At 58.5% G+C, this 26,124-nt stretch carries 22 protein-coding genes and 1 riboswitch; of the genes, 13 read left to right on the top strand and 9 right to left on the bottom strand.

Annotated features, from left to right (window positions below; all coding sequences use genetic code 11):
* Positions 1–4 precede the first annotated feature (4 nt).
* The 6 genes from A9Q02_RS18835 to A9Q02_RS18810 all read left to right on the top strand — a co-directional run bounded on the left by A9Q02_RS18835 (position 5) and on the right by A9Q02_RS18810 (position 6,674).
* On the top strand, positions 5–790 hold the full coding sequence (locus A9Q02_RS18835; protein WP_097654623.1) for an ABC transporter ATP-binding protein: 786 nt from the start codon (positions 5–7) through the stop codon (positions 788–790).
* A 4-nt stretch (positions 791–794) separates the two neighbouring features.
* Entirely contained in the window at positions 795–1,613 is an 819-nt protein-coding gene (locus tag A9Q02_RS18830; RefSeq protein WP_097654622.1) for an ABC transporter permease, read from the top strand.
* A gap of 121 nt (positions 1,614–1,734) precedes the next feature.
* Complete coding sequence (locus A9Q02_RS18825) at positions 1,735–2,802, top strand: ABC transporter substrate-binding protein (protein ID WP_097654621.1); 1,068 nt, start codon at positions 1,735–1,737, stop codon at positions 2,800–2,802.
* 118 nt (positions 2,803–2,920) lie between these two features.
* Complete coding sequence (locus tag A9Q02_RS18820; RefSeq protein WP_097654620.1) at positions 2,921–3,979, top strand: TIGR03842 family LLM class F420-dependent oxidoreductase; 1,059 nt, start codon at positions 2,921–2,923, stop codon at positions 3,977–3,979.
* 21 nt (positions 3,980–4,000) lie between these two features.
* Positions 4,001–5,401: a dihydropyrimidinase gene (gene hydA / locus A9Q02_RS18815; RefSeq protein WP_097654619.1), complete on the top strand. Its 1,401-nt coding sequence runs from the start codon at positions 4,001–4,003 to the stop codon at positions 5,399–5,401.
* A 16-nt stretch (positions 5,402–5,417) separates the two neighbouring features.
* Entirely contained in the window at positions 5,418–6,674 is a 1,257-nt protein-coding gene (locus tag A9Q02_RS18810; RefSeq protein WP_097654618.1) for a Zn-dependent hydrolase, read from the top strand.
* Positions 6,675–6,937: 263 nt separating this feature from the next.
* Here A9Q02_RS18810 and A9Q02_RS18805 read toward each other — a convergent pair whose 3' ends face one another.
* The 8 genes from A9Q02_RS18805 to clpB all read right to left on the bottom strand — a co-directional run bounded on the left by A9Q02_RS18805 (position 6,938) and on the right by clpB (position 15,425).
* Entirely contained in the window at positions 6,938–7,804 is an 867-nt protein-coding gene (locus A9Q02_RS18805) for an LLM class F420-dependent oxidoreductase (protein WP_097654617.1), read from the bottom strand.
* A 12-nt stretch (positions 7,805–7,816) separates the two neighbouring features.
* Positions 7,817–8,179 carry a hypothetical protein gene (locus A9Q02_RS18800; protein WP_097654616.1) on the bottom strand — a complete coding sequence of 121 codons (363 nt, stop codon included), beginning with the start codon at positions 8,177–8,179 and terminating at the stop codon, positions 7,817–7,819.
* A 13-nt stretch (positions 8,180–8,192) separates the two neighbouring features.
* Complete coding sequence (gene recR, locus A9Q02_RS18795; RefSeq protein ID WP_097654615.1) at positions 8,193–8,807, bottom strand: recombination mediator RecR; 615 nt, start codon at positions 8,805–8,807, stop codon at positions 8,193–8,195.
* Between the two features lie 143 nt (positions 8,808–8,950).
* Positions 8,951–9,262, bottom strand: a complete 312-nt coding sequence (locus A9Q02_RS18790) for a YbaB/EbfC family nucleoid-associated protein (RefSeq protein WP_097654614.1) — start codon at positions 9,260–9,262, stop codon at positions 8,951–8,953.
* A gap of 78 nt (positions 9,263–9,340) precedes the next feature.
* Complete coding sequence (locus A9Q02_RS18785) at positions 9,341–10,420, bottom strand: ABC transporter substrate-binding protein (protein ID WP_097654613.1); 1,080 nt, start codon at positions 10,418–10,420, stop codon at positions 9,341–9,343.
* 45 nt (positions 10,421–10,465) lie between these two features.
* On the bottom strand, positions 10,466–11,281 hold the full coding sequence (locus A9Q02_RS18780) for an ABC transporter permease (protein ID WP_245860704.1): 816 nt from the start codon (positions 11,279–11,281) through the stop codon (positions 10,466–10,468).
* A 314-nt stretch (positions 11,282–11,595) separates the two neighbouring features.
* Positions 11,596–11,720: riboswitch (FMN riboswitch) on the bottom strand.
* A 445-nt stretch (positions 11,721–12,165) separates the two neighbouring features.
* Positions 12,166–12,825 (bottom strand): phosphate signaling complex protein PhoU, encoded by a 660-nt coding sequence (gene phoU / locus A9Q02_RS18775; RefSeq protein ID WP_097654612.1) that lies wholly within the window; start codon positions 12,823–12,825, stop codon positions 12,166–12,168.
* Between the two features lie 11 nt (positions 12,826–12,836).
* Positions 12,837–15,425 carry an ATP-dependent chaperone ClpB gene (clpB, locus tag A9Q02_RS18770; protein ID WP_097654611.1) on the bottom strand — a complete coding sequence of 863 codons (2,589 nt, stop codon included), beginning with the start codon at positions 15,423–15,425 and terminating at the stop codon, positions 12,837–12,839.
* 1,004 nt (positions 15,426–16,429) lie between these two features.
* Here clpB and bcp point away from each other — a divergent pair.
* From bcp to A9Q02_RS18755, 3 genes are read left to right on the top strand one after another with little or no spacing between them, the layout of a single operon-like run.
* Positions 16,430–16,897 (top strand): thioredoxin-dependent thiol peroxidase, encoded by a 468-nt coding sequence (bcp, locus tag A9Q02_RS18765; RefSeq protein WP_097654610.1) that lies wholly within the window; start codon positions 16,430–16,432, stop codon positions 16,895–16,897.
* A gap of 8 nt (positions 16,898–16,905) precedes the next feature.
* Positions 16,906–17,565: a hypothetical protein gene (locus tag A9Q02_RS18760; RefSeq protein ID WP_097654609.1), complete on the top strand. Its 660-nt coding sequence runs from the start codon at positions 16,906–16,908 to the stop codon at positions 17,563–17,565.
* Between the two features lie 8 nt (positions 17,566–17,573).
* Positions 17,574–18,731 (top strand): glycosyltransferase, encoded by a 1,158-nt coding sequence (locus A9Q02_RS18755; RefSeq protein ID WP_245860701.1) that lies wholly within the window; start codon positions 17,574–17,576, stop codon positions 18,729–18,731.
* Positions 18,732–18,786: 55 nt separating this feature from the next.
* Here the strand turns inward: A9Q02_RS18755 and A9Q02_RS18750 are convergent, their stop codons facing one another.
* The gene (locus tag A9Q02_RS18750; RefSeq protein WP_097654607.1) at positions 18,787–19,425 is read right to left on the bottom strand and encodes a 50S ribosomal protein L25; all 639 of its coding nucleotides are present in this window, start codon (positions 19,423–19,425) and stop codon (positions 18,787–18,789) included.
* Positions 19,426–19,622: 197 nt separating this feature from the next.
* On the opposite strand from A9Q02_RS18750, the gene pepF (A9Q02_RS18745) reads away from it, so the two are divergent.
* From pepF (A9Q02_RS18745) to A9Q02_RS18730, 4 genes are all read left to right on the top strand, one after another.
* Complete coding sequence (gene pepF, locus A9Q02_RS18745) at positions 19,623–21,422, top strand: oligoendopeptidase F (protein WP_097654606.1); 1,800 nt, start codon at positions 19,623–19,625, stop codon at positions 21,420–21,422.
* Between the two features lie 150 nt (positions 21,423–21,572).
* Positions 21,573–23,384, top strand: a complete 1,812-nt coding sequence (gene pepF, locus A9Q02_RS18740; protein WP_097654605.1) for an oligoendopeptidase F — start codon at positions 21,573–21,575, stop codon at positions 23,382–23,384.
* 54 nt (positions 23,385–23,438) lie between these two features.
* On the top strand, positions 23,439–24,341 hold the full coding sequence (locus tag A9Q02_RS18735) for a DMT family transporter (RefSeq protein ID WP_097654604.1): 903 nt from the start codon (positions 23,439–23,441) through the stop codon (positions 24,339–24,341).
* Between the two features lie 99 nt (positions 24,342–24,440).
* The gene (locus tag A9Q02_RS18730) at positions 24,441–26,045 is read left to right on the top strand and encodes an acetate--CoA ligase (RefSeq protein WP_216361558.1); all 1,605 of its coding nucleotides are present in this window, start codon (positions 24,441–24,443) and stop codon (positions 26,043–26,045) included.
* Positions 26,046–26,124: the final 79 nt, after the last annotated feature.

The following is a 26,124-nucleotide window of genomic DNA, read 5'->3' as shown; positions in this document are numbered from 1 at the left end:
AGCTATGGATACACCAATTATTGAGTTCGAGCGGGTGTCGAAGATTTATCAGGGTGGCGCGGGACCTGTCACGGCCCTGCACGATGTGACCCTGCGCATTGCCGCCGGTGAGTTTATTGCGCTCATTGGGCCGAGTGGCTGCGGCAAGAGTACGCTGATGCGGCTGATCGGCGATCTTGAGCAACCGAGCAATGGGACGGTACGCATCAAGGCCAAAACCCCCGACCAGGCGCGTCGTGATCGCGACTATGGCATTGTCTTCCAGTCCCCGGTACTCTACGATTGGCGTACGATCCGCAAGAACGTTGAACTGCCGCTTGAGATTATGGGTCGCCCCAAAGATCAACGGCGTCAACGGGCCATGGAACTGCTCAAACTGGTTGGCCTTGGGGATTTTGGTGATGCCTACCCTCATCAGTTATCAGGCGGCATGCAACAACGCGCCTCGATTGCCCGCGCCCTTTCGTTTGCCCCGTCGATCCTGTTGATGGACGAGCCGTTTGGGGCACTTGATGAGATTACCCGTGAGCGCTTGCAACTCGAACTACTCAGTATCTGGTGGGAGGCTGAACCCCGCCCAACGGTCATTTTTGTCACCCATAGCATTCCCGAAGCGGTCTTTCTCGCGGATCGGGTGGTCGTGATGTCCCCCCGTCCGGGGCGGGTGCAACGGGTGGTTGAGGTCAACCTCGCCCGCCCGCGCGCCTTCGAGACCCGCGAAGATCCACAGTTTTTTGCCCTTGTCACCGAGGTGCGCGAGTGCCTCCGGGCAACGGAGACGGCAGGGTAAGCCTATGCAAGCAACGACGGTTTCAACCCCGGCAGTACGTAGCACCGACCAGGTCGCAAAGTGGTTTCATATCCTCTGGCCGCCTGTCTTGACGTTTCTTGTGGCGATTGCCCTGTGGGAGGGGGCGGTCTGGCTGTTTGAGATCCCGATCTATCTTTTGCCAGCCCCCAGTCAGATTATGGCGACCTTTCTCGAACGCCCCTGGTTTTTGCTGGGCATTGGCATGGTGACGTTTAGCAATGCACTGATGGGGAGCGCCATCGGGTGCTCACTCGGGGTGCTGGTGGCGATCTTCTGTGTGCGCTGGACGTTTGTGGCTGATGGGTTGTTGCCCCTCGCCGTGGCTGCAAGTGCTGTGCCAATTATTGCCCTCTCGCCCCTGATGGGCATCTGGCTCGGCAGTGTCAGCGCCGCCTCAAAGATCGGGGTGATCGCCGTGATGACCTTCTTTCCGACGCTTGTCAGCGTCTACGCCGGGCTTATTTCACCTCGCGCCGATGCGTTGCTCTTGATGCGGTCGTATGCCGCCCCCCAACGCGATGTCTTTCTCAAGCTACGTATGCCAGCCGCGCTGCCCTTTCTCTTCAATGCCCTCAGAGTCTGCGCGACCCTGAGCATGATCGGTGCCGTGGTAGCCGAGTTTTTTGGCGGCCCCCGGAATGCCCTCGGGGTCTATATCAAGACGCAGGCAGGGATTTTGCGCACCCGTGAAGCATGGTCGGCGATCATGGTCGCCTGCCTCTATGGGCTGATCTTCTATCTCGTCATTGTCTTGATTGAACGGTGGGTTATGCCGTGGAAGCAACGGCATTCTGGGCAATGACGCTCGTGTGCAACGCAGCTTTCTTGGGCAAACATACGCAGAGAAAGGAGCTTCATCGTTTCCACCTGTCGGGTAGTATGGTCTTATCGTGTGCAAATGTATCTTGAAGGAGGCTCTTGTTATGCCCATTGCGAAGCGTTTTGCTCTCTTGTTGGTGATGATCGTGGCTAGCCTGATCCTGGCAGCCTGTGGACAGACTCCCCCTGCAGCACCCGCTGCACCAACCACCGAGCCCGCCCCTGAACCCGCTGCCGAGCTTGATCCTGTCCGTCTCCAATTGAAGTGGGTGGCGCAGGCCCAGTTTGCGGGCTATTATGCCGCTCTTGATCAGGGCTTTTATACCGAAGAAGGGCTTGACGTAACGATCCGGCCCGGTGGCCCCGACATTGTGCCTGAGCAGGTGGTTGCAAGTGGGCAGGCCGAGTTTGGGATCAACTGGATGGCGAGTCTGCTGGCGACCCGCGAGCAGGGCGTGCCCCTGGTCAATATTGCCCAGATCTACACCCGTGCCGGGATGCGGCACCTGGCATGGGCCGATAGTGGCATTGCCTCGCCCGAGGATTTTGCCGGGCGCAATATCGCCGTCTGGTTTGGTGGCAACGAGTATAACTTGCTCGCGACCTTGAGCAAGTTTAACCTTGATCCTGATACCGACTTGAACCTTGTCCAGCAACCCTTTGATATGAACCTCTTGCTCAATCGAGAGGTTGATGCCGCCGCCGCCATGACCTACAACGAGCTCTATCAGGTCTTGAGTGCCGGGCATACGATCGAGGAACTGAATATCATTGACTACAATGAACTTGGCACGGCGATGCCCGAGGATGGCATTTTTGTGAGCGAAACCTGGCTCACCGCTGATCCGGCCAACAAAGATATTGCGGCCCGCTTTGTGCGTGCTTCGATCAAAGGATGGGCCTATTGCCGCGACAATGTTGACTCGTGCGTGGATAGCGTGCTCAGCCAGGATAGCGGTGGGGTCATGACCCGCGAGGCGCAGACCTGGCAGATGAATGAGGTCAACAAGTTGATCTGGGGCGACCCAATTGATCCCAGTACCACGGTTGGCTTCCTCGAGCCTGCCCTCTTTGATTTTGCCGCCGCAACGGCGCTCGAATTCGGTGTCATCACGCAGCCTGCTGATCCTGCCGCCTATACCCACGAAATCTGGGAGACGGCGTCGCCATAGGCTCGGTTGGGGGCCACAGGCCCCCAAGCTTGTGCTGGTAAAAACGACCAGCTTTGCCAGTCGTTTTCACCAGTACAAGCTTTTTATATAGTGTGCAATCAAAAAAGTCGAGAAAATTATGGAATTTGCCATCACACTCAAGCTTGACATGCCACCAACCCGTAGCGTGGCATTGACAAAACAGGCTGAAGAGGTAGGGTTTCGGTACGCCTGGGTCTTTGACTCGCATGTGCTCTGGCAAGACCCATATCCATTGTTGACGTTGATGGCGCATAATACCCAACATATGCGCCTGGGTACCTGTGTGACTAATCCGGCGGTGCGGGATCTTACCGTGACCGCAAGTAGCCTCGCAACCCTGAATCTGATCTCGGGCGGACGCATGGATCTTGGCATTGGTCGCGGTGATAGCTCGCGGCGTGTCCTGGGCAAAAAACCGACGACGCTAGCCGACCTCGAAGTCGCAGCCCTCAAGATCCGTGCGCTCGCCACCGGACGCCCGGTGAGCCACGAAGAACAGACGGTGCAATTGCCCTGGGCCTGCCAGGATACCTGTGGCCCCACATGCGAAGAACGGTGCCATCCGGAACCCTCGATGCCCATCTGGATCGCAGCCTATGGGCCAAAAGCGTTGCATCTGACTGGACGCATTGCCGATGGGGTGATCTTGCAGTTTGCCGATCCCGCCTTGATCAAGTGGTGCCTCGGCTTCCTCCACGAGGGCGCACGCGCCGCAGGACGCGATCCGGCCTCCATCAAGGTGATGGCCGCCGCCCCGGTCTGGGTGGCTGATGATCTGGCCTATGCGCGCGATCAGGTGCGCTGGTTCCCCGCCCTCGTCTCGAACCATGTGGTTGATCTGCTCGCCCGTTATGACCAGACGATGTTGCCACCCGAATTGACCCAGTATGTCAGTGCGCGGGCCGGCTATGATTACCAGAAGCATGCGGAAGTCGGCTCGAGCAATGCCACGTTTGTCACTGACGATGTCGTTGATCGCTTCTGCATTGTTGGCCCGGTTGAAGAACATCGCCGTCGCCTCCACGAACTGGCTGCCCTTGGTGTCCATCAGTTCAATATCTATCTGATGAGCGGCGAAGAAGAGGCCTGCCTTGAGGTCTATGGCAGCCAGGTTGTGCCTGCCTTTGGTTCCGCAAGCAAGTCGGTCGGATCCTGAAACTGAGCAAAGGAGCTAGGTGTGTCAACTGTGATCAAGGGTGGAACCGTGGTAACAGCGGGCGATACGTTTCCCGCTGATGTGTTGATTGAGGGCGAACAGATTGTAGCGCTCGGGCAGGGCCTGTCTGGTGACAAGGTGCTTGATGCGTCAGGGGCCTATGTGATCCCCGGTGGCATTGATGTGCATACCCATCTGGATATGCCTTTTGGTGGGACAGTCTCGTCGGACGATTTTTTCACTGGTCAACGGGCCGCTGCGTTTGGTGGGACAACGATGCATATCGACTTTTCGATCCAGCCCAAAGGCGCCTCGCTCCGTGAGACGCTTGATATCTGGCAGGCCAAGGCGACTGGCAAGGCGGTGATTGATTACGGCTTTCACGTCGCAATTACCGATCTCTCTGAGGCACTGCTGGAGGAGATGGCCCACTGTGCGGAGTATGGCGTCACGAGCGTCAAACTCTTTATGGCGTACAAGGGTGCGTTGCAGGTTGATGATATGACGCTCTTCCGGGCGATGCAGCAGGCGGCCAAACATAAGTTGCTTATTATGGTGCATGCCGAAAATGGCGATGCGATTGATGTGTTGATCAAAGATGCCCTTGCCGCCGACCAGCTTGCCCCAAAGTATCATGCCTTGACCCGCCCGCCCGAGCTTGAAGCCGAGGCGACAGCGCGGGCAGTGCGGCTCGCTGAGGTGAGTGGTGCGCCGCTCTATGTCGTTCACCTGACCAATGCCGGTGCGCTTGAAGCAGTGCGTCTGGCGCGTGCGCGCGGTGGGGCCGGCCATATCTTCGCCGAAACCTGTACCCAGTATTTCTTTTTTACCAAAGATGATCTCGCCCGCGAGGGCTTCGAAGGGGCCAAATGGGTCTGCTCGCCCCCGTTCCGCGAAAAACACGACCAGGTCGCGCTCTGGCAGGGTGTTGCCGACAACTCGTTGCAGGCCGTCTCGACCGATCACTGTCCCTTCTGGTTTGACGGCGGCAAAGACGGACGCACGGCTGGCAAGGAGTTAGGCAAGGCCAGTTTTGCCCAGATCCCCAATGGCTGCCCTGGTATCGAAGAGCGCTTGATGCTGCTCTATACCCATGGCGTGCGCACCGGCAAGCTCTCGCTCAACCGCTGGGTGGAACTCTGCTCGACCAACCCGGCCCGGCTCTTTGGCTGTTATCCGCAAAAAGGTGCCGTCGCGCCCGGCTCTGATGCCGATCTGGTCATCTGGGATCCCGAGGCGAAACGAACCCTGAGTGCCGCTACGCAGCACCAGCGCACCGACTACACCCTTTATGAGGGCTGGGAAGTTGTTGGCGCACCGCGTACCGTGCTTTCCCGCGGTCAGGTGCTCGTGGACAATGGCGAGTGGAAGGGCGAAGCAGGCGCCGGGCGTTTTGTGCATCGTCGCCCGTTTGGGTTGTAGATGAAGAGGAAGAAGCATGACGGCAGCAAGTGTTGATCCTGCCCGCACGATCGCCGAGTTGAAAGAATTGCGTGCGCTTACCGGCAATGAAGACGGTGCCCAGCGCGTCGCCTGGACCGAGACCTGGGCAGAGGCACGGGCGTGGCTGAAAGCAAAATTGGCCGAACTGCCGGTCACCGTTGAGACTGATGAGGCCGGTAATCTTTGGGCGACCCTGCCAGGCGCCTCGGAACAGGCCTTGTTGATCGGCGGCCACATCGATTCAGTGCCCAATGGGGGTTGGCTCGATGGCTGTATGAATACGCTGGCCGGGCTCGAAATTATGCGTCGTATGGCCGCTGAAGGCACGCCACCGGTCACGTTGCGTCTGGTTGACTGGGCTGATGAAGAGGGTGCCCGGTTTGGGCGGAGTCTGCTTGGCTCCAGTGCTTTTTCGGGCAACCTCGATCCGGCGAGTGTCGCCGATCTGCGCGATAAAGACGGCCTCCGTCTGGTTGACGCCCTCGCAGCCCAGGGGGTGGATCTCTACCAGGCGAAGGCCTGCGGAGGTCAGGCGGCCAAGGCGGCGGCCTATCTCGAATTGCACATTGAACAGGGCCCTGTGCTCGAAAGTATGGGTTTGCCGGTTGGGGTCGTCATTGGCACCTTTGGCGTCGAGCGCCACGCGATTACCTTTACCGGCCAGGCGGCGCACGCAGGTTCGACGCCGATGGACAAACGGCGCGATGCCTTTGGTGCGGCGGCGAAGCTTGGCCTGGAAATTCGTGAAATTGCCAAGCGCCACGGCGGGGTCTGCACCGTCGGAAGTTGCATCACGAAACCGGGCATTGTGACCGCAGTTGTTGCCGAGTGTACGATCACCCTCGATCAGCGCCACATGGAAGCCGCGTCGCTTGCCGCTATGCTGCAAGAGGCGCAAGACGCCGCTGAGCGTTTTGCTGTCGAAGAGAAGTGTGGGGTTGCGTGGGAACGGATCTGGCAAATTGAGCCAATCCCATTTCACCCTGATCTGATCGCGCTGGGAGAAGAAGCCACCCGCGCCATCTGCGGCACAGTGCATCTGCTGCCGAGCGGCCCGCTTCACGATGCCGCCGAAGTTGCGCGTGCAGGGATCCCAACGGTGATGATCTTTTCGCAGAGTCTCTACGGTATCTCGCACAACAAAATCGAAGACACTCGTGAAGAGGACATTGCTTACTCGGTACAGGTGCTTGATCGCCTGGCGAGTCTGACGATGCAATGGATCGTTGGGCACGGGGCTAAGGAAGTTTGACGCAAAGGCGCAAAGGCGCAGAGTTTTTTGTGTAGGTGAGCGAAACCTTCGCGCCTTCGCGCCTTCGCGTGAGCTCATTTGCAAGGTGTTGGGGCGACTGCGGATCTACGGGGTAGGGCTGATGCAAAGTCATCCTGATCATCCGCAGATTACGCAGATTTAGAGCGTCCGCATCTGCGTAATCTGCGGACACTATCGAACCCTACTGGGACTTTGCGCCAGCCCTGATCATGGTGGTGCAACCCTTTGAGGGGGGCGTGCCTTTAGAAACCGAGGCGTTCTTTGATCATCCGGAGGCTTGCGATGTGGGCGTCGAGGCTCGTGTGGCCGAGGCCCATGGTATTGATGCAGAGGTGGGTGGCCCCGAGGTCTTGCCAGTCACGGACGAAGGTTTCCCAGGTTGCCTCGGGGAGGCGGGCGAGGGAGAGTTGGGGTTCGAGGCCGATAGAGGCTGGATCGCGCCCGGCGGCCTGGATATAGCCGTGCAGGCGTTCGAGTTGGCTGCGGAGTTCGTCGTCCAGTGGGCGCCAGGGGAACCAGCCGTCGCCAAGCTGAGCAACGCGCTTGAGCGTCACTTCGCTGTAGCCGCCAATCCAGATCGGGATGCTGCGCCGTGGTGGCAGCGGATTGAGCCCGGCCTGATTGATCGTATGCCAGCGCCCGTGAAAATCAATGACCGGATCGGCCCAGAGTGCGCGCAGCAAGGCAATTTGTTCTTCGCTGCGCACCCCGCGATTGCCAAAAGCCTCGTTCAGCCCTTCATACTCCACCGCATTCCAACCCACCCCGACCCCAAGCCGCAGACGCCCCCCACTGAGCAGGTCAACTTCGGCTGCCTGCTTGGCGACCAGGGCCGTCTGGCGTTGCGGCAGAATGATAACAGCCGTGACCAGTTCAAGCGTACTGGTCAGACCAGCCAGATACCCAAAGAGCACAAAAGGTTCGTGAAAGAGCGACTCGCTCGAATATGGCCCAGTCCAACCGGGGCGCGTCGCCGTACTCGCCCCGAGGACATGGTCGTAGATGACGAGATGGGTATAGCCCATGGCTTCGACGGCCTGGGCATAATCCCGCAGTGCGACCGGATCAGTCCCACTTTCGATCTGAGGAAAAACAGCACCTACTCTCATCACATCTACCCTTTACACCTCAACCTGAATGCGCTCAACGAGCTCACCAAGGATTGCCCGCGCACCATCGAGACTTGCATCGGCATAGAGACCGAGCACGGCAAAATACCCAGGGGTCACCAGCGAGGCCAGATAGGTCAACTCATCGGTTTCGACCGTCAGATCATAGACCCGCCCACTGCCAATCCGCTTGGAAGCAGCCCCGGCATTGGCGGCAAGGGTTGCCAATTCAAGCTCGGCGAGTTCAAGGTCAAACTCATCATCATCATCGGCATAGACCATCTCGACGCCGAGGCCATCGGTTCCGACAACACCAGCAAAACGCGCACCCTCGACCGTTTCCAGAGCCTCATAGAGAAGATCAAGCAGGCTCATGATGCAGGCTCCTTTACAATTCGCGGCGGCCTTCAAATGCCGAGCCGAGTGTATCGGGATCGGCCCATTCAAGATCACCACCCGTGGGCAAGCCACGCGCAGGGCGGGTGATACGGACGCCCAGGGAGGCAAGGTCTTTCAGCAAGAGAAAGGCGGTTGCTTCACCTTCGGTATTCGGATTCATCGCCAGAATGACCTCATCAATCGGCTCGCTCCGCACACGGGCGATCAACTGATCAATCTTCAGATCCTCGCGATAGATGCCTTCAAGCGGGGCAATATGGCCGTGCAAGACATGGTAGAGGCCACGATAGGCCCCGGTACGCTCAATTGCCAGCACATCAAGGGGTTCCTCGACCACACAGATCTTGGACTGATCGCGGGTCGTGCTGGTACAGACGGCACACAACTCACCAACCGTGATATTGTAACAGCGCCGACAGAGGGTCACCTGAGCACGCATCGCCAGGATCGCTTCAGCGAGGGTGCGGGTCTGTTCGGCTTCGGCACGCAACAAAAAAAACGTCAAACGTGACGCCGTTTTGGGGCCAATACCGGGCAACCGAGCCAACTCATCAATCAGCCGGGCCACCGGTTCTACAACGAGGTTCTCGCTACGCGACGTCATTGGTAAGCTCCTGAGGGCTGATGCCCTGCACACTGTTCCCTTCTGGAGACGCTACCAGTGAAGCTGATAGTGTTTCCAGAAGGGACGCGCTTCCAACCCCAGGTTCTTTGTGGCAAAAGCCAGCATAGCTGACTTTTGTCGCATTAAAAGAGACCAGGCATGCCCTTCATACCGCCCATCAATGGCCCCATCCGTTTTTCGGCCATCTCCTGGGCCTTTTTGGAGGCATCGCTGAAGGCGGCCATGAGCAGATCCTGCAGCATCTCGACATCATCGGGATCAATGACTTCAGGCGAGATCGTAATGCCTTGGAGCTCACGGTGCCCATTCATCTGCACCGTAATGGCGCCACCGCCGGCACTTCCCTCAACCATCGTAACACCAAGTTCTTCCTGGATCTTCTGCATCTCGCGCTGCATCTGCTGAGCCATCTGCTGTAGCTGGCGAGGATTCATAGATTCAACTCCTTCTCATGCGGGTCATCAAGGCACCTTGCTCTAGCTTACCACATAGCCCTTGTAGATGACAAGCGCTTAATAACCACTCGCATCAGCGAGGGGCTTGATAAACTCGTTCGTAAAGGCGGCATCAACCTCAACCGGGCCAGCCAGCAACTGGGCCTCACGCATAAACTGCTCGGTTGCCACCCAGAGCTCACGATCGGTATAGCCAAGACCATTGGCCATGGTTACGTCGCTCGACCAATATGGGAGACTCTCAAGCAACACCTGGCGTTGCACCTCAACATCTCCAAGCATCGCCTCGGGTACATAATCCAGACTCAGCTCAAAGGCCTCGTCAGGGTTGGCAAGGGTCGCCTGCAAACCGCGCATCGCGGCAGTGACAAAGCTCTGCACGAGGGCCGGCTCTTCTTGCAGCAAGCGCTCGCTGACAATAATGCCATTGGCGGCCAAATCATAGACATCGGCGACGCGCAGCACATCAACCTCTTCGCCGAGTTGGCGCAGGATCACCGGCTCATTCATGGCATAGCCCATGGCGACCTGAACCTTATCTTCGAGTACAGCCTGGGCCTGAGTAAAGCCGATCTCTTGCACTTCAAAGGCTGACGCATCAAAATCATTGGCATAGCGCACGGCCAGCAACCCATAGAGGCTCTCACCGAAATTGCCAGGAATGCCAACCGTCTTGCCAAGCAGATCCTCGGGGCCTTGCAGGCCGGTTGAGGTTTTGGCAAAAAAGACAATTGGAAAAGCTTGGTAGAGGGTCAGCACCGTCTTGACCGGAAGCCCTTGCTGACGAGCAAGCAGGGTCGAGGTCCCAGAGGCTGTTGCGAAGGCCACATCACCTTGCGGCCAGGTAGCGACGCGCTGCACCACATCATTCTCAAAGTTATAGTCAAAAACGACTTCCAGGCCTTCCTCGGCAAAATAGCCTTTGGCGGCGGCGACATAGTAGGGTGCAAACTGAATATTGGGGATATAGGACATCGCCAGCGTCACGCGGCGCAATCCTTCTGGAGCCGGAGCGGGCGCTTCGCTAGCCGAAGGAGCCGTCGGTTCGGCAGTTGGCATCACGGGTGCCGCAGCTTGACCACCACAGGCAACGAGCAGGAACGACAAGAGCAAGACGAAAATGGTTGCGTACTTCATAGTAAAAACTCGATCTCTCCCTAAACGAAACCAGAACCAGAGGAACTACTCGTGATCCCAGCGCATCAACCAGCGCTCGATGAGGGTTGCAACAAGATAAAAACTGAGCGTAATTGAAGCAAGGGTCAGCAGGGCAACAAAGATCAGCGGCGTATCAAAGAGGCCGCGGGCGATATTGATCAACGCCCCAAGCCCTTCGCGTCCAGCGACAAACTCACCGACAACAGCCCCGGTTGTTGCGAGGGCGAGACCGGTACGAATCCCACCAAAGAGCACCGGCACACTCAGCGGGGCTTCCACATAGCGTAAAATCTGCCAGCGACTTGCGCCACTGATCAGCGCCATCTCGCGGAGTTCACGGGGCACCGAGCGAATCGCAACAACGGTGGCAATCAGAATGGGCAAGAACGTGATCAGCGCCGCAATAAGCAACTTACTGGTGAGGCCCGGGCCAAACCAGAGGATCACCAGTGGGGCAACCGCAATGATCGGGATCGCCTGACTTGCCGCCAGCACCGGCGAGAGGGCCCGGTCGAGCCAGGGCAGATGCGCCAGGACATAGCCAAGCGTCAACGCAAGGACAAGCGCAAGGCTAAACCCACCAAGTGCTTCGACCAACGTCGTCGAGGTATGCTGCCAGAGCAGACCGCTTTGAGCGGTCGCCACAAACCGCTCGGCCACCAGGGCCGGCCCTGGAAGAATGAACGGGCGATACCCGCCAAGCGTCACTAGGAGGTGCCAGAAGACCAACCCAATCATGACCGTCACTGGCAAGCCGACCCAGTGCAGGTCAGGACGCCAGCGTGGCCAGGAACGTGTTGCGGGAGTCTTCCGCTGCATCGGCAATGTTTGTTGCATCATCAACCTCTTCAACATCTGTGTCGGTGCGTCAAGGGAGACCAGTGGGAGCATGAAGCGAGGCCCCACCTTGTTGCCCACTGAGCACAACCGACTTGATCGGACACAAAAAACCCCGAGTGCCATGCACTTCGGGGGGAAACATCGACCAGACACAGCGCCGAGTCGAAGACTCAGCCATGCTGTTGCGCGATGATTTGCTCATCTGTAGAGAGGCCACTACGTCAATACGTAGCAGCCTTGATCAACGACATAGCAATCAGCCAAGGACTGATCATGTCGTCATCAACACACAGCAGCGCAAGCACACCGCCTGTCTGGATCTTCTTTACATCCGGACTGTAACCGTCGGCCCCGGAGTTTCACCGGATCATGCGTGCCTCGCAACACGCTCGTGGGCTATACCACCGATCGGGAATTTCACCCTGCCCCGAAGATCGTTTGTGATTGGTAGGATACCATAGTCTGACAAAAAAGGCCAGCATTGCTGGCCTTTTTTGTAGGGCGATTGCATCATACGAAACCGGATACAACGGGGTGCCCGTACCGGGGTGGGGCACCCGCAAGGGGTGCCCGTACCGGGGTGGGGCACCCGCAAGGGGTGCCCGTACCGGGGTGGGGCACCCGCAAGGGGTGCCCGTACCGGGGTGGGGCACCCGCAAGGGGTGCCCGTACCGGGGTGGGGCCCCCGCAAGGGGTGCCCCTACGCCGGGCCCGCCCCCCGCCCCCGTAGGGGCACCCCTTGCGGGGGCCCTTGCGGGGGCCCTTGCGGGTGCATACACGGAAGATGCAATCGCCCTAGGCACCCGCGAGGGGTGCCCCTACACCGGGCCCGCCCCCCGCCCCCGTAGGGGCACCCCTTGCGGGTGCCCTGGCGATTGCTCGTCTTAATTCAGGGTTTCAACACTGTTGGTCGCCAGGTAGATCACCCGCTCGCCAATGTTGGTGGCCCGATCAGCTGAGCGTTCGAGCGCATGAATAATGTCAAGCATATCGACGGCGGCTTCAAAGAGCACTGGATCCCCTTTGGCGATTGCGATGACCTCGGCGCGCAAGAGATCTTCTAACTCGTCAACCCGTTCGTCACTGGCTGCCAGACCATGTGCAAGATCGACATCTTGCAACAAGAACGCTTGCAAACTCGTATTGACCATTTGCAACGCGAGTCGTCCCATCTCCTGGGTTTGTGGAGGAGGCGTCATCAAGGCTGGCCGACGGGTAGCCTGGCGAACCCGTTTGGCAATGCTATTGGCATAATCGCCAATCCGCTCGAGTTCGCCAGCGATTGCCGTCACGACGGCACAGAGGCGCAAATCACTGGCGACAACGGGTTGCTGGGTTGCCAGCAAATGGATCGTCCGCTCTTCCAGGCTGCGCCAGGCATCATCAATGCTGGCATCATCGTGAATGATTTGCGCAGCAATGGCAACATCCCAGGTTTCAAGGGCATAAATGGCACGAAGTAGCGCCTGCTCGACCATACTGCCCATACGCAGCAAGTCTTCACGCAGGCCAGCAATTTGATGTGCGTACCGCTCACGAATCATTCGTTCTCTCCTCAACCCTTTTGAAAGGTCATACCATGATCAACACTATCAACACGGATGGTATCGCCTTCGCGATACTCTCCTTTCAGCAACTCAAGGGCCAGTGGGTTCTGCAAGCGCTGTTGAAGAACCCGCTTGAGTGGCCGAGCCCCATAGACCGGATCGTACCCCTCGGCAGCCAGTTTTGCCTGGGCTGCTTTGGTCAATTCCAATGTAAGTTTCCGATCTTCCAGCAACTTGCGGAGCCGTGCGAGCTGGATTTCAACAATCTGCCCAATATGCTCACGGCTAAGCGGCTGAAAGACAATCACATCGTCAATGCGATTGAGAAACTCGGGCCGCAGTTCACTCTGCAATTCGTCGAGCACTGCTTCACGGATGGTTGTCTGTGATGCACTCGCCTGAGTCAACTCCTGGATCATGGCCGAGGCAATATTGCTGGTCATGATCACCACCGTATTCTTAAAGCTTACCACCCGTCCATGCCCATCGGTCAGACGGCCATCGTCAAGCACCTGCAACAAGATATTGAAGACATCGGGATGGGCTTTTTCCACTTCATCAAACAGAATGACGGAATAGGGCTTGCGCCGCACGGCCTCGGTCAACTGGCCGCCTTCATCATACCCAACATACCCAGGAGGTGCACCAATCAGGCGAGAAACGGTGTGTTTTTCCATGTACTCTGACATGTCAATGCGCACCATTGATTGCTCATCATCAAAAAGAAACTCGGCGAGCGCACGGGCCAGTTCGGTCTTGCCCACCCCTGTTGGACCAAGGAAGAGGAACGAGCCAAGCGGACGATTGGGATCTTGCAGCCCGGCGCGGGCGCGGCGTACCGCGTTGGCAACGGCAGAGACGGCTTCGTGTTGCCCAACAACCCGCTGGTGCAAGCGGTCTTCCATATTGACCAGTTTCTCGACCTCGCCTTCGAGCATCCTACTAACGGGCACCCCTGTCCAGCGGGCAATAATCTCGGCGACATCCTGCTCGCGAACCTCCTGACGCAACATGCTTGACCCGCTCTCATCGAGTGTTGCTTCGAGCTCGGCTAGTTGACGTTCGAGCGTTGCCAGCGTGCCATACTGCAATTCAGCGGCACGGTTGTAGTCATACTGGCGTTGCGCCTGTTCGATCGAGGCCCGGGTCGCTTCGATCTGCTCTTTGAGCGCCTGGATGCGGTCAAGCTCTTGCCGCTCACGTTGCAACTGTGCCTCGACGCCATTGCGCTGCTCACGCAGATTCGCCAGATCTTGCTCGAGCCGCTCAAGCCGCTCTTTGCTGGCGCGATCGGTCTCACGCTTGAGCGCTTCGCGTTCAATCTCGAGCTGCATCATACGCCGCTTGAGATCGTCAAGTTCCTGCGGATCAGAGGTGATCTCCATCCGCAAGCGGGCGGCGGCTTCGTCCATAAGGTCAATTGCCTTGTCGGGCAAGAAGCGATCCGAAATATAGCGATCCGAGAGCATCGCAGCGGCCACGAGGGCGGCGTCGGTAATGCGCACGCCATGATGGGTCTCGTAGCGCTCTTTGAGGCCACGGAGAATGCTAATCGTATCCTCGACATCGGGTTGCTCGACGACCACAGGTTGAAACCGGCGCTCGAGGGCGGCATCCTTCTCGATATGTTTGCGATACTCATCCAGGGTCGTTGCGCCAACCATATGCAACTCACCGCGGGCGAGCATCGGCTTGAGCATATTGCCCGCATCCATCGCACCTTCGGCGGCACCAGCTCCCACCATCGTATGCAACTCATCAATAAAGAGGATGATATCCTCACGCTCCTGGATCTCTTTGAGTACCGCCTTGAGGCGTTCTTCGAATTCGCCGCGATACTTGGCACCGGCGATGAGCGCACCGAGATCCAGCGAGACCACCCGGCGATCACGGAGGGCCTCGGGCACATCGCCGCGGACAATGCGCTGGGCCAGGCCCTCGACGATAGCCGTCTTGCCAACACCCGGTTCGCCAATCAAAACCGGATTATTCTTGGTACGGCGGCTGAGGATCTGGATCACGCGTCGGATCTCCTCATCACGCCCGATCACCGGATCGAGCTTATTGCGCTGAGCCTGCTCGGTCAAATCGCGGCCATACTGTTCAAGGGCGGCATAGGTTCCCTCGGGGTTGGGCGACGTGACGCGCTGGGCCCCACGCACCTCGCGCAACGTTGCGAGCAGGGTCTCACGGCGCAACCCGGCCTGCTTGAGCAAGCGCTCGGCTCCACCACCCGCATGATCAAGCAGCGCGAGCAAGAGATGCTCGGTGCTAACATACTCATCGCCAAACCCGGCCAGTTCATCGTGGGCACGCAGGATCACATTGCGCAACCGCGAGCTATACTGGGGTTGCACATTGCTACCGCTGACGCGGGGCAGACGCTGAATTTCGACATTTGCCTGTTGTTTCAACGCCCCAATTGGCAGACCGAGTTTCGCAAGCACCTGGGGCACCACCCCATCACTCTGATCAAGCAAGGCATAGAGCAGATGCTCGGGCTGAACCTCGCTATTGCCCGAACGCTCGGCGGCATTCTGAGCAGCGATGATCGCCTCGGCAGATTTTTCGGTAAAACGATTTGTATTAAATGACATGATTCTTTTCTCCTTTATTTTCTCAGGGCTCAATGCTTGCAAGCGGCGCTTGCGGCATAGAGTGGGGCGTTTTCAGGGAGGGCTTGCCTTCCCTGAGACCCTTCCGATGCTTGCAAGCGGCCCTTGCGGCATTGAGTCTGAAAGCACACCTTTCCCTTATCGTAGCACGGCGATGTTCTAGCAATGCTAACGCAGTGTTAGCATTGTGTTAAATTTTGTCATTTGTTGCCATGGAATGATCTAAAGGCGGGGCAACACATGCGTTGCCCCGCCTTGAGTTTCAGGTTTGTGACTGTACCCCCGATTCTGTTCGATGCCGCCATCTCTCTCTCTGCACAGGGCAGAGGCCCTTGGTAGCGCGCCGGGTGTTACCCGGTCTGCCCCACAGGGCTGCGATGCGAGCGTGCGGGGTGGTACATACGTATTGGCGTGCCGTGGCATGCCAATACTCCCACCGATGAGCCCGCCCCACGCACCTTGCTCCCCATCAACTGGCGCAGTCGCCTGGCCGCCGACATTGCTGCCGACGCCGTTGGGCTCTTACCCCAACCGTTTCAGCCCTTACCTGTGCCCTATTGGGCCATCGGCGGGATTGCTTGCTGTTGCCGTCTTGCGTCACCTGCAGGTCGCCCCACAGGTGCCCCCGCTTGCGGTTTCGCGGGGCAGCCTGCCGCCCGAAGGCGGGCAAGGAGTCGGGAAGTTCCTCTGGGTTGCCCCAGCGGCGGCCCATCACAAACTTGCTGGCTCTATTATAGCATGGCGTGTCATCCCCGGTGCTACGCGCCTTTGCATGAAACAAGCCCGTTTTTGACGCAAAGGCGCAAGGGCGCAAAGTTCCGTCGCAAGAAGGGGCGATCTGTTTTGACGCAAAGACGCAAAGTTCTGTATAGAGATCTCTTTGCGTCTTTGCGCCTTTGCGTCAGATCTCTCTGCGCCTCTGCGCCTCTGCTCCCGATTTCAGGTAAAATGGAGAGAGTCGGTCACACTTCTACAAGGAGGGGACAATGTCTGAGCCGAAGGTTCAGGTCGGGGCGATGGCACCCGACTTTGAGATTGTGAGTGAGACGGGTGAGCCGGTCAAGTTGTCGGATTTTCGTGGGAAGAAGGTGATCCTCTATTTCTATCCGAAAGACGATACGTCGGGCTGTACGACCCAGGCGTGTGGCTTTCGCGATACGTATCCGACGATTGAGGCGAAGAATGCAGTGGTGCTCGGGGTGAGTCCCGATGGCGTGAAGGCGCACCAGAAGTTCAAGACGAAACATAATCTGCCGTTTACGTTGCTCGTTGATGACCAGCATACGGTCGCCGAGGCGTATGGAGTGTGGGTTGAGAAGTCGATGTATGGCAAGAAGTATATGGGGATCGAGCGCTCGCACTTTGTGATTGATGAAGCCGGTGTCGTGATTGAGGCAGCACGCAAGGTGAAGCCTGCCGAGAGTGTGACCAATGCGGTTGCCGCGTTGGGGTGAGGGATTGTATGGGCAAGAAGAAACGTGAGAAAGCGGGTGCTGAGGGTGGGCTTGCGGCCAGGCCCGTTGGCGGGATGGCGATTGCCCGCGACTGGCCGGTGTATGAGGCCTTGTTGTCAACGGGTTGGGAACAACCAGGGGCACTGACGACGATCCTCTTTGCGCGCCGTTCGCCCACCTCGGGCAAAATCGCGGCGGCAAGTTTCCTGGTTGACCTCGGGTGCCTGGGGGTCAAGAGTGCGCAGGTCAAGTTGCACAAGGATGTCAACGAGTACAATGCCGGCCTGCGGGCGCATATGCTCGGGGTGCGGCCAATGGAGCGCGCCGATCCCAATCTGGTGGCCAAGATTATCTTTACGGGCGTGAATTATGCCGCCAACCTAGGGTTCAAGCCTGACCCGATCTTTGCCCAGGCTGAGTTGCTGTTGCTGGCAACGTCACCCGAGACGTGTAGCGTTGAGGTGCCAACAGGGAGTGAGGATGGCAAGCCCTTTTTTGTCAATGGCCCCTACGATAATGTGGACAAGGTGATGGCGCAGCTGACGCGTGCGGTCGGGGTTGGTAACTTTCATTATATGATCCAGGGTGATGCGGCGGCGATGGATCTGCCGGATGACGTTCTTGCGCAGTTTGAGCAGGAACAAGAACGTCCCCGCCTCGAAGGGTAGCGTGTCTGGTGTTCTTTTTTGCCCTTGCAAGTGGCCTGACGATCCTGTTGCTGGTGGGGTACTGGCGCGATTGGAGGCGGGTGCGACGCCAGCCTCGTTTTCGTGCGCCTGCGCCGTTGCCCGCCGATGCGCCCCTGGTCTCGATCCTAATCCCGGCCCGCAATGAAGAGCGGGCGATCGGGCGGTCGGTCGCCGGGGCACTGGCACAAGATTATCCGCAGTTCGAGGTGGTCGTAGTTGACGATGGTTCGACCGATGGTACCGCTGCGCGTCTGGCCGAACTCGCCAACTCGAAGTTACGTGTGTTGGCGGGGCAACCGTTGCCAGCCGGGTGGGTCGGCAAATGCAATGCCTGTCAACAACTCGGCGAAACGGCTCATGGCGAGTGGTTGCTCTATCTTGATGCCGATACCGCGCCTGCGCCGCAACTCACCAGCGTCTTGATGCGCTACGCGACCGCCAAGAACCTTGACCTCGTCACCGTCCTGCCCTTGCTCGAACTTGGCACCTTCTGGGAGCGCGTGATCCTGCCGCCTTTTCTCGGCATGATCACCACGCTCTACCCATTCGAGCGCTTTGAAGATCCGAAGGTGCGGCCCGAGCAAGTTTTTGCCAACGGGCCGTGCATTCTGATCCGGCGCGAAGCCTACGAAGCGATTGGCGGGCATGGGGCGGTGCGCAACGAAGTCCTCGAAGATGTGCAGCTTGCGCAGGCGCTACGGCGAGCGGGGTATCGGCTCGGGGGTGGCGAAGGGTTTGACTACCTGCGGGTACGGATGTACAACAATGGCCGCGAAGTCGCCGAGGGACTGATGAAGAACGCCGCCGCAGGCTACCGCAGCGGGGGCAGGCGCTCGGGCTGGATCGCGCTACGGCAATTCATCCTCGCGCTGGGGCCTTACTGGATCATGGGTAGCGGAGCCGCCCTCCTTGCCCTGGGGTCAGACACCCTGGGATGGAGCATCATCGCGTTGGGGCTAGGCAGCTTCGTTGCAAGCCTGCTGCTCTGGGGATGGCTCTACCGACGGCTCTACCGGCTCAGCGGATGGTACGGCTTGCTCTGGCCCTTGGGGATGATGAGCTATCTTTTGATCGCGGGATGGGGCATGTGGCGGGTCGGCAGCGGGCGCGGGGTCGTCTGGAAGGGGCGCACCTACACCGGGTAGCAGAAGTAACTCACCGGGGCCAGCGGAACTGACCCCGGTGAGCCGAAGAGACCTACTATTCTTCGTCATCGCCCCGTGGGCGACGGATCAATTCCGGCTCGGTAACAACAGCCGCTTCGTCCTCGGTCTCCGTTGTCGCACGGAGCTGGGTCAGGGAGAGGACAACGGTATTGGCGCTGGTAAGGACTTTGTAGGTTCCTGAGGCGGCCAGGTCGCCGGCGTGAATGCTCTTGTCCATCTGGTCGAGGACACTGATATCGACTTCAATGTGCTGCGGCAATTCAGCGGGCAACGCCTCGACCATCACCGTCTGGAGGGCATGGTTGAGCAGGGCATCGCCACGCACAATCACGGGTGACTCACCAACCGCGATCACCGGAACTTCGACCTGGATCACACGCTTGAGGTCAACGGCCTTGAAATCAACGTGCAGGATATCGCGCTTGACCGGATGGCGCTGCACATCCTGAACAAAGACCGACATCAATTGACCGTCAATGAAGAGGTCAATCAGCGACGTACGCCCAGCCTGGCGGAACATCAGATTGAAGGCTTTGCTATCGAGTTGAATGCTAACCGGCTCGATGCCACGGCCATACACCGTAGCGGGCAACAGGCCCTGGGTGCGCAGATGCTTGACCTTTTTGCCAAGAACCATCCGCTTTTGGGCAGGAATCGTGTACTCTGTTCTCATCGTCGTGCTGTTCCTCATCTTGTGCATAGCCCATGCTTGCACAATACTCCCACAGCGAATAAGCAGCGGCGATAAGCGTGGGAAGCTCAGCGCCAGCAGGTGATTATACCATAAACGCGCATCCAGGTTGAAGGGATTTGGTATAATGGGCAGATTACGTTTGCTACAGACTACTCCTCATATGGATAAGGAAACATATGGCAAAGACATTACCTCGAAGATCCGAAGTTGTACTTCAAGATACGTGGGATATTACTAATGTTTATCCAGATATAACCGCATGGCAAGCTGATGCTCAGCGGTTAGAGACCGAATTGCCAAAACTGGCCGCGTATGCCGGAACGTTGGGTGATGCCCCGGCGACGTTGCTTGCTGCCTTGCAACATTTTGAGCAAGCGCAGGTATTGATGGGGCGGCTGTTTGTCTATACGAGCATGAACTTTGATGTTGATACGACCAATCAAGCCGCCGCCGCCTTGCGCGATCAGGCGATCGGGCTCTATGCGCGGCTGGGGGCAACGACGGCGTTTGTTGAGCCTGAGTTGCTTGCGCTTGAGCCGGCGCATCTCGACGGGATGATCGCGGCTGAGCCGGGGTTGGCGGTGTATCGGCACTTGATTGAGAACCTGCGCCGACGGGCGGCCCATGTGCGTTCGGGTGAAGTTGAGCAACTGCTCGCCCAGGCGGCAGAGCCACTGAGTGCGGCCTATAGTTCATATCAGATGCTGGCAGAGGGTGATCTACAGTTTGCCGATGCGCTTGATGCCCAGGGCGAACCGCATACCGTAACGACCAGTACGATTGAAGAATTGCTGCACAGCCCTGATCGTACTCTGCGCTACAATGCCTGGTGTAGCCATCAAGATGGTTTTTTGCGCTTCAAAAACTCAATCGGATCGATCTATGCTGGCAGTGTCAAAGGTGATGTGTTCAATGCCCGCGCCCGGCGCTACCCAAGCGCCCTTGACGCGAGCCTCTTTGCGAGCAATATTCCACGCACGGTCTATGAGAATGTGATTGACGCGTGCAACCGTCATTTGCCGATCTGGCACCGCTACTGGGCGATCCGGCGGCGTGCGCTGGGCCTGGAACAGATCGAGGCGTGCGATATCTTTGCGCCCCTTGGCCCGACGTTGCGGTACAGTTTTGACGAGGCCGTTGCGATCGTCACCCAGGCGGTCGCCCCACTTGGGGCCACCTACCAGGCGACGGCCCAAACCGGACTAACGACGCAACGCTGGGTCGATGTCTATCCCAATCAGGGCAAGACGAGCGGGGCGTATTCGAGCGGAAGCTACGGCACGCACCCGTTTATCCTGCTCAACTTTGATGGCACACTGGTGAATGTCAGCACACTGGCCCACGAACTCGGCCACTCGATGCACACCTGGTACACGCAGCAGCACCAGCCACCGATCTATGCCGACTATGCGTTGTTTGTCGCCGAAGTCGCCTCGAATTTCAACCAGGCCTTGCTTCGCGGCCACCTGCTGGCGAAGCAACCCGGACGCGACGAAGAGATCGCGATTCTCGAAGAGGCGATGTCCAACTTCCATCGCTATCTCTTTTTGATGCCGATCCTCTCGCAATTTGAGCAGCACGTGCATGATCAGGCCGAAAAAGGTCAACCCTTGACCGCCACGGGCATGAACCGCGTCTTGAGTGACCTCTTCGCACGCGGGTACGGGCCAGCCGTCAAGGTTGACCCCGAACGTGACGGCATTGTCTGGGCGCAGTTCCCGCATCTCTATGCCAACTTTTATGTGTATCAGTACGCCTCGGGCATCGCCGCAGCCAATGCGCTGGCGGTCGATGTGCTGCGTGGTGATCAAGAAGCACAGGCCAAGTATCTGCGGTTCCTCGGCGCGGGCAGTTCGGTCTATCCACTGGACGCACTCCAACTAGCCGGGATCGACATGACCTCCCCCGAGCCACTTGATCGCGCCTTTGCGGTGCTGGAAGGTTTTGTTAGTCGGTTGGAAGCTTTGTTGGGGTAGAGAGGTTAGGTGCACAACCTTGCAAAGAAGACAGGTTGTTTGACGCAAAGGCGCAGAGGCGCGCCCGTCAGACCTCACAGGTCTTCAAGACCTGTGAGGTCTCAGAAAACTTCGTTGATAGACTACACACGACTGAGGAGTATCCATACGATGAGCGTTGACACCCATAAAGTCCCGACCCGCAGTGAGGCCCTCACTGAGTATACGTGGGATTTAAGCATTGTTTTTGCTGATGTCGAGGCATGGGAACGGGAATTGGTGGCGATTGAGGAGTTGGCGCGCAAGGTGGCGTCATTCCAGGGGAGCCTGGGGCAGAGTGGGGAGCACCTTGGTGAGGTGATGCAATTGCGCGATGAGGCGGCGCAGCGGATTTATGCGCTCTATGTCTATGCAATGCACCGCAAAGACTCTGATGCGACTGATCCCGTTGGGCAGGCCTTGCAAGAGCGGGCCGGTTCGTTTGCGGCGCGGGTGATGGCCTCTATGGCCTATGTTGAACCAGAGATCTTGACGATTCCCGAGGAGATCCTGGCGGGATGGGTGGCCGAGACCGAGGCGTTGAAGGTGTATGCGTATGAGTTTGAGAAGCTGAATCGGCAGCGGGCGCATATTCGTTCGGCTGAGGTTGAAGGCGTTCTGGCGCAGTTTAGTGATGTAACCCGGGCGCCCTACGAAGTTTTCGAGATGCTTTCCGACTCGGATTTGATCTTTCCGAGCATTACCGACGAAAACGGGGCGACGGTTCAACTCTCGCACGCACGGTATGGGCGGTTTCTCGAGAGCAATAAGCGGCAGGTGCGCCACGATGCCTTTAAGGGCTACTATGGTGCGTATCGGCCTTTCCGCAATACGATGGCAACGACGCTCGGGGCCTCCATCCGGACGCACGTGCTTGATGCGCGCATCCGCAACTATAGCTCGGCGCTGGCGTCGGCGCTTGAGCCCAACGAGATTCCGCTCGAGGTCTACCACAATCTGCTCGCAACCGTCGAGGCGAATCTTGGCCTGAACCATCGCTATATGGAGATCCGCAAGCGCTTGATGGGCCTCGATGAACTACGCATCTACGATCTCTATGCGCAGCCGGTGCCGACGCCCGAGTTGATCGTGCCCTACGACGAGGCGCGTGAGATGATGCTTGCGGCATTTGCGCCCCTCGGCGATCAGTATGCGGCGGCGTTGCAACAGGCCTTTGGCAGTCGCTGGATTGATGTGTACGAGAACGTAGGCAAACGTAGTGGAGCCTACAGTGGTGGGGCCTATAGCACACCACCGTATGTTTTGCTCAACTACCAAGATCGGTTGAACGATGCCTTTACGCTGGCCCACGAACTGGGCCATTCGATGCACTCCTTCTTTTCGCGGCGCAACCAGCCCTTCATCTATGGCGGCTATACGATCTTTGTCGCCGAAGTCGCCTCGACCCTCAACGAAGCACTGCTGACCGACTATCTGCTCAAACACCGCGACGACGAGCAACTCCGGCGGATGTTGCTTGTCCAGCAGATCGAAGATATCCGACGGACGATCATTCGGCAGACGATGTTTGCGAGCTTCGAACTGGATATGCACACCCGCGTCGAGGCAGGCGAGCCGCTCACCTCAGATGGGTTGAGCAAGCGCTACTATGACCTGGTCGCCCGGTATCACGGGCCAGCGGTGACGCTCGACGACGAGATCGCGTTTGAGTGGATGCGGATTCCGCACTTCTACTACAAATTCTATGTGTACCAGTATGCGACGGGGCTCTCGGCGGCTCTGGCGTTGAGTCGGCAACTGATGAGCGAAGGGGCACCGGCGGTCGAGCGCTACCTGGGCTTCTTGCGCGGCGGTTCGTCGCGTTCGTCGATCGAGTTGTTGCGCGGGGCCGGGGTGGATATGGCAACGCCAGCGCCGGTGCAGGCCGCGATGGAGACGTTTGGGCTGTTGCTTGAGCAGCTTGAACAGATGGATGGGGCCTGAGTTTTAACGCAGAGGCGCGGAGGCGCAGAGGAACAGAGGGAGCAAGAACATCATATGCAAGCGACGACGCCAGTTGAGTCAGGGGTTCGCCATCTTTCCGTTCCAGTCTACACCAGCCTTGCGCTCACCTTCTCGTTTCTCTGGTCGACGGGTTTTATTGCTGTCGCCTTTGCCTTGCGCAGTAGCCCACCGCTCTTTTTGATGGGCTTGCGGTTTGTCTTGTCGGGCGGTGTCTTGTTGCTCATCGTGATCTTCTTGCGTCGCTCGTTGCCACGCACGCTGCGCGATTGGCTGCGGCTCGGCGTGCTCGGCATCCTAAGCTTTGCCTTCTTTTTTGGCTTTACGGCAACCGCGCTGCAGGGCATTACCGCAGGCACGGGGGCGGTTCTGGCGAGCACCAACCCGTTGATGCTCGCCTTTGTCGCCCCGTTTTTGCTGGGCGAACGGCTCGGGTTACAGAAGTTTTTTGGCCTCGGGCTGGCGTTTGTCAGCGTCGTCTTTCTGATGTCGGCACGGATGGGCACCGGCGAAAGCCCCTTCCACATGGCGCTGGTGCTCTTGGCCAATGTCTCGATGGTGGCAGGCACAATCCTCTTCAAGCGCTGGGCCTTGCCGTACGACCTGGCCGGGATGAATGCGATCCAGTTGCTCGTCGGCGGGGTTGCCTTGCTGATCCCCAGTTTTCTCTGGGAACCGGTTGACCAGGTGATCTGGGATACGAACTTCATCGTGGCGCTGATCTATATGTGCATCATGCTCTCGTGGGTCACCATGTTGCTCTACCTCTTCCTGGTGCGCCACGGTGATGCGAGTCGCGCCAATACGTTCCTCTTTCTTACCCCGGTCTTTGGCCTAGTACTGGGGGCCCTGCTGCTGGGCGACCCGCTGCGTCCGATTGATGCCCTTGGTGCAACCGGGGTCGCCCTGGGGATCTGGCTGGTGATGCGTTCACGCTGAACAACCTACTTGCATAATCGAGCGGCCTGAAGTAGGATAAGGTCATATCCCTGTGGAATGCCGCATTGCCCAATGGAGGGCCTGATCCGATGGAGGTCAATGGTGACGGTGGCAATCGATCTCGCAATGCCTGAGGATTTCAATTGGGCGTATGATGTGATTGACCGGTGGGCGGATGATCCGCAGAAATTGGGCATGCACTGGGTAGGGCCGACAGGTGAAGAACGGCTCGTTACGTTTGCGGAGTTTCGGGCACGCTCGCATCGTCTGGCGAACGAGCTTGAAGCGATGGGGTTGCAGCGCGGTGATCGGGTGCTGCTGATGCTGCCACGGGTTGTCGCGTGGTGGGAGAGCATCCTCGGGTTGATGAAGATGGGGGGCGTGCCGATGCCGGCCACCGTCTTGTTGACCCCGAAGGATAGCATCTATCGGATCAATATCGCTGAGGCGCGGGCGGTGATTACCGATACCGATGGTGCGGCCAAGATCCAGGCGATTCGCGATCAATGCCCAACGCTTGAGCATCTGATTGTAGTTGGTTCGCCGGTTGAGGGGACAACAGGCTTTGAGGATTTGATCAGTGCAGGGGCGTCTGAACGGGCGCGGATGCCGACGCCAGGCACTGATCCGGCGTTGATCTACTTTACCTCGGGCACCGTTGGCAACGCCAAAATGGTGCTGCACACCCACGCCTCGTATCCCATCGGCCATCGCATTACCGGCACCTACTGGCTCGACCTGAAACCTGACGATCTGCATTGGAATCTGTCGGATACCGGGTGGGCCAAAGCCGCCTGGAGTAGCCTCTTTGGGCCGTGGAATATGGGGGCGGCGCTCTTTATCCACGATGGGCGCGGCAAATATAACGCCCACGAGACGCTGGAACTGTTGCAGCGCTATCCGATCACCTCGTTCTGTGCCGCCCCGACGATCTATCGGCTTTTGGTACAGGAAGATCTGAAGGCGTTCACCTTTTCGTCGCTGCGTTCGTGTGTCAGTGCCGGTGAGCCACTCAACCCCGAGGTGATTGATGTCTGGCGTGAGGCGACCGGGTTGACGGTACGCGATGGCTATGGGCAGACCGAGTCGGTCTTGTTGTGCGGCAACCCGCCGGGCCAACCAATCCGCCCTGGCTCGATGGGCAAGCCATTGCCGGGGATCGATCTGGCGATTATTGACGACGAGAACGAGCCGTTACCGCCTGGCAAAGAGGGCGATCTGGCGGTACGGGTGCGCCCCGAACGCCCGGTCGGGCTCTTCAAAGAATACTGGCGCAACCCGAATGGGACAGCGGCATGTCACCGCGGCGACTGGTATGTCACCGGTGATCGGGCGTATGTCGACAATGACGGCTACTACTGGTTTGTCGGACGGTCTGACGATGTGATCATTAGCGCAGGCTATCGCATCGGTCCATTTGAAGTCGAGAGTGCGCTGATCGAGCATCCGGCGGTGGCCGAGGCGGCGGTGGTCGCCAAGCCCGACGCGGCCCGCGGCTCGATCGTCAAAGCGTATGTCGTACTGGTGTCGAGTGCGCAACCATCAGAGGAGCTACAGCATGAACTCCAGGAATTTGTCAAGACCAATACGGCCCCTTACAAGTACCCCCGCGAAATCGAGTTTGTCCGTGACCTCCCCAAGACCATCAGTGGCAAAATTCGGCGGATCGAACTTAGGGCGCGGGCTGAACAGGAGGTTCAGTAGCGGCGTTGTGTCGCACGACGGGTTGACGATGTCGAACGGAGGCGTCGTTTTTCTGTCGGCACAGGTGCGCGGCTTGCGC

The sequence above is a fragment of the Candidatus Chloroploca asiatica genome (assembly GCF_002532075.1).
GTDB classification, from domain to species: Bacteria; Chloroflexota; Chloroflexia; order Chloroflexales; family Chloroflexaceae; genus Chloroploca; species Chloroploca asiatica.
This window is presented reverse-complemented; position numbering and strand designations above follow the sequence as displayed.

What these genes read in the sequence shown, in the direction of transcription:
- A9Q02_RS18835 (WP_097654623.1), top strand. Translation starts at nt 5, where the DNA reads ATGGATACACCAATTATTGAGTTCGAGCGGGTGTCGAAGATTTATCAG.
- A9Q02_RS18830 (WP_097654622.1), top strand. Translation starts at nt 795, where the DNA reads ATGCAAGCAACGACGGTTTCAACCCCGGCAGTACGTAGCACCGACCAG.
- A9Q02_RS18825 (WP_097654621.1), top strand. Translation starts at nt 1,735, where the DNA reads ATGCCCATTGCGAAGCGTTTTGCTCTCTTGTTGGTGATGATCGTGGCT.
- A9Q02_RS18820 (WP_097654620.1), top strand. Translation starts at nt 2,921, where the DNA reads ATGGAATTTGCCATCACACTCAAGCTTGACATGCCACCAACCCGTAGC.
- A9Q02_RS18810 (WP_097654618.1), top strand. Translation starts at nt 5,418, where the DNA reads ATGACGGCAGCAAGTGTTGATCCTGCCCGCACGATCGCCGAGTTGAAA.
- A9Q02_RS18805 (WP_097654617.1), bottom strand. Translation starts at nt 7,804, where the DNA reads ATGAGAGTAGGTGCTGTTTTTCCTCAGATCGAAAGTGGGACTGATCCG.
- A9Q02_RS18800 (WP_097654616.1), bottom strand. Translation starts at nt 8,179, where the DNA reads ATGAGCCTGCTTGATCTTCTCTATGAGGCTCTGGAAACGGTCGAGGGT.
- recR (WP_097654615.1), bottom strand. Translation starts at nt 8,807, where the DNA reads ATGACGTCGCGTAGCGAGAACCTCGTTGTAGAACCGGTGGCCCGGCTG.
- A9Q02_RS18790 (WP_097654614.1), bottom strand. Translation starts at nt 9,262, where the DNA reads ATGAATCCTCGCCAGCTACAGCAGATGGCTCAGCAGATGCAGCGCGAG.
- A9Q02_RS18785 (WP_097654613.1), bottom strand. Translation starts at nt 10,420, where the DNA reads ATGAAGTACGCAACCATTTTCGTCTTGCTCTTGTCGTTCCTGCTCGTT.
- A9Q02_RS18780 (WP_245860704.1), bottom strand. Translation starts at nt 11,281, where the DNA reads ATGATGCAACAAACATTGCCGATGCAGCGGAAGACTCCCGCAACACGT.
- phoU (WP_097654612.1), bottom strand. Translation starts at nt 12,825, where the DNA reads ATGATTCGTGAGCGGTACGCACATCAAATTGCTGGCCTGCGTGAAGAC.
- clpB (WP_097654611.1), bottom strand. Translation starts at nt 15,425, where the DNA reads ATGTCATTTAATACAAATCGTTTTACCGAAAAATCTGCCGAGGCGATC.
- bcp (WP_097654610.1), top strand. Translation starts at nt 16,430, where the DNA reads ATGTCTGAGCCGAAGGTTCAGGTCGGGGCGATGGCACCCGACTTTGAG.
- A9Q02_RS18760 (WP_097654609.1), top strand. Translation starts at nt 16,906, where the DNA reads ATGGGCAAGAAGAAACGTGAGAAAGCGGGTGCTGAGGGTGGGCTTGCG.
- A9Q02_RS18750 (WP_097654607.1), bottom strand. Translation starts at nt 19,425, where the DNA reads ATGAGAACAGAGTACACGATTCCTGCCCAAAAGCGGATGGTTCTTGGC.
- pepF (WP_097654606.1), top strand. Translation starts at nt 19,623, where the DNA reads ATGGCAAAGACATTACCTCGAAGATCCGAAGTTGTACTTCAAGATACG.
- pepF (WP_097654605.1), top strand. Translation starts at nt 21,573, where the DNA reads ATGAGCGTTGACACCCATAAAGTCCCGACCCGCAGTGAGGCCCTCACT.
- A9Q02_RS18735 (WP_097654604.1), top strand. Translation starts at nt 23,439, where the DNA reads ATGCAAGCGACGACGCCAGTTGAGTCAGGGGTTCGCCATCTTTCCGTT.
- A9Q02_RS18730 (WP_216361558.1), top strand. Translation starts at nt 24,441, where the DNA reads ATGGTGACGGTGGCAATCGATCTCGCAATGCCTGAGGATTTCAATTGG.